Annotated in this window: 4 protein-coding genes; 1 reads left to right on the forward strand and 3 read right to left on the reverse strand. The window is 37.6% G+C overall.

The features are described from left to right. Positions 1-35 precede the first annotated feature (35 nt). Positions 36-644: a helix-turn-helix domain-containing protein gene (locus K5Q92_RS23470; protein WP_220771214.1), complete on the forward strand. Its 609-nt coding sequence runs from the start codon at positions 36-38 to the stop codon at positions 642-644. Positions 645-1190: 546 nt separating this feature from the next. On the opposite strand, the gene K5Q92_RS23475 is transcribed toward K5Q92_RS23470, so the two are convergent. The 3 genes from K5Q92_RS23475 to K5Q92_RS23485 all read right to left on the reverse strand — a co-directional run. Further along, positions 1191-2120 (reverse strand): hypothetical protein, encoded by a 930-nt coding sequence (locus tag K5Q92_RS23475; RefSeq protein ID WP_220771215.1) that lies wholly within the window; start codon positions 2118-2120, stop codon positions 1191-1193. A gap of 112 nt (positions 2121-2232) precedes the next feature. Further along, positions 2233-2625: a nuclear transport factor 2 family protein gene (locus tag K5Q92_RS23480; RefSeq protein WP_220771216.1), complete on the reverse strand. Its 393-nt coding sequence runs from the start codon at positions 2623-2625 to the stop codon at positions 2233-2235. A 19-nt stretch (positions 2626-2644) separates the two neighbouring features. Next, positions 2645-3122 (reverse strand): EAL domain-containing protein (locus K5Q92_RS23485; protein WP_220771217.1); only part of this gene is annotated, 478 nt, incomplete at its 5' end.

The raw sequence follows: 3122 nt of genomic DNA on the forward strand, positions 1-3122 counted from the left end.
AAAAAGAGACAGTATATTAAGGATACCATATTAATATGCCTTACAACGCCAATCTACAACTTATAATTATTGATTCTTCCATGATGTTAATTATCGAAGAAGTTGACATCGATAATTCGACAATTAAAAAAGAAGGAGAAATTAAACTATCTCGTTCTGAGTACCTTATAGTAAAAGTACTACTTAATAACCACGGTTTCCCCATCCGCCGGAACTCCTTAATAGAAGCTGGATGGCCAGGGCGTTATGTTACAGGAAGCTCGCTAAATGTAGTTATTCGCTCTTTAAGAGAGAAATTAAAAAAATTAGAACCCTACTTAAATATACACACCATACCTTCTATTGGATACTCAATTGAGCTATCAGAAAAGTTAGATTACATAGAAGAAGCTCCTACTATGGAGGAGAGAATTGAAGTAGTTGAGTATAACGACTTAAGCAATGAGTCTTTGTATAGCAAGGGAGTATGCCCTATTACCCAAGATCACTGCACGAAACTTAGCAATTGCGCCATTATTCACGGCTGTAATAAATCTAGAAATCACAGCAATAATTTTCTAAAAGGCAGTGATACTTTAAAAATCCAGTACTATATCGCGATTATCGTATTCTCGATATTAGCTTTAGTGTTACTTTTTAAATAGCTAGACTATAAAAATGACGTGAGATGAGTCATTTTCCAACGACAAAAGTTAAACCAATTGCAACCCTAGGTGGGGACGTAAACATCAATTGTGGCCTGTTTAACTCATGAAAGTATCATGAGCAAGGCTATGTCCCCACTGGTAACCTCCAGAGATAGCCTCTGCCAACAATGCACTATTTCATTTATATGCTATTTCATTTATATCTTACGAATCAAAAAGCAAAGTATTTGGCATAAGTTGCTCTTTATAGATGATGGATGATGGATGATGGATGATCGATGATCGATTATCGACTAGCCGTAAACCTGCAAACTTCACCTTTGAACAATCAATCTAAGTTCAACTAGCTCTTTAGCCAACACCAACAATTGATACTGATTGGTATTAGCCTCACATCTTTCTACCGTTCGTAACGCGTGCCTTGCCTCTTAAGTAGCAAGCATTAACGGCAATCAGCGAAAAATTAATATTATGACGGAGGCAATAAAGCCTACAGTGTTCACCTTAATTATTTATCACAACTAAAATTCAGGCATTCTATGTTTAACTTTGGCTGATCACACAAGGGCGCTTCCAAACCACTTTAGCGCGAGAGATTTCAGAGATAATGCTATTGATGAGCGCCTTACCACCGGGAAAAGGAAGGTAAATCCCAACCACCCTTGGCTGCACAATAGTCCCCTCCTCATATAACAAGGCTTTAATTGAGGCTACTGAGGTAATTGCATTTTGTGCGGTGGTTCTATTTAACTCACTTTGAATAGGTAAAGCCGCAGCAATTGCTTGGCCGTTTACTCCTAATGTTTGTACTGTTAATGAGCCTTTTAAGTCTCGTGATTCAGCACTCACACCTATTGCTCCAAGCCCTGAAATGTTTGCCGCGCTGTCCACTGCATTGATATCTGCGGTTGCTCTCAATCCAATCCCTACATATACAGGCAAACTAAAATACTGGTAATCAATAGAGTATGGGTTTTCACTGGTAACTGTGTATACGTCTGAACCGATAACATATTCGCTATATTTATCATGTGCAGGCAAAAATAGATTGATTACTTTTCTTTGCTCAGATCTGTAAACCTGCGCTTCTCGCTTAATCCAAATATCAACATTTGTTGTATCAGCATTAATGTAGTCAACCGTCATACGATAGGAGTCTGCATTTGCACTGACTTTTGCAGGACCATATGTCACAGAACCGTCTAAGTAAAAAGTTTCAACCGTTGTTCTTACAGCGTTATCGGGCAATGAACTCAACAAGGTCTTTGACGAAATATCGGTGATATCGACGCTTTTATCAGCCGTGAATAATTGCTGGCTATCACAGGAATCTTCAGGGTTTGTCGTTACTGAAAATGGGGCCACGGGTATATAGGTGTAACCAGACAATTTTTCAGCGGGAGGCTGCTCAACCATCAATGCGCAACTCGCGAGTAATAGAAGTGGAATACAAGACAAAGTTCTTTTAATCATAGTTAAGAGTCCTTTCTTAATATTACTGAATTGGTGTTATCTGATTTAGTTAACGACAAGCAACTAACTCTTAAGCCTCTCCTCTTCTTTTGAGTGAAAAAAAATAGCTCTGTTAAACAAAACTATTGATATAGACAATCTTAAAATCTCTAAACCAGAACTCAATAAAACCATTCATATCAACAAATTGCTCATCATAATCTGCTGACTCTGCAGAGTTCAGTAGCGCATCATACTCTAAATCCACAACCACTTTAGCCCCTGAAAATGTCCAAGTTAAAATCAACAATCGTCTAGTAATAAAATCACTGATTATCGATTCTGCTTGGCTTTTAAAAGCTGGCTTACCGTGTGTATGAGTGTCTATGTTATCTAAAAAACTATTGGTATAAATAATCTCATCATGCAAATTCTCGAGCATTTTATCCACGTCTAGGTTGTTGTAAGCACGAATGTAATCTTCAATAATCACTTGTTGCCGCAACATTACAGTTTTACTATCCATGAAAACCTCACTTATATAACTATCCTAAGTTGTGTTTTCCAAATAAGTAGCCCTGAAATCCCGAAACTGGCAGCCCGGTTAGCAGTACAAACTCTTCTTCATTTTCTATTCTTTCGATGACGATCTTCAAATTTTGCTTTTCAAGCATGCTTTCTATTGCCGCCCTAAAGACCTCCAATCGAGAATCAACACATGCATTAATTTCGTATTTTTTCCATTGAATGGGGTTTTCAATTTTAATGATCCCATACAAGCCTGCAGCTACTTCATTACACCTAAAATCATCTTGCCACCAAACAAAGTCGTCAGCGGCCAGAAGTACATTATTATGCTTTAAAAATAACAGCCCCTTCATAACTTCAGGGCATGTCTGACAATAATTTCGTTCAGTAATTTCAATAACGAGTTGAATATGATGCTTCGATAGCAATTTATTGGTGTCGCATATCTCATTAAGCAAAGTCATATCACACAAATTATATCGCTCCATGTTAACA

This window comes from Shewanella sp. MBTL60-007, assembly GCF_019654915.1.
Classification (GTDB): domain Bacteria; phylum Pseudomonadota; class Gammaproteobacteria; order Enterobacterales; family Shewanellaceae; genus Shewanella.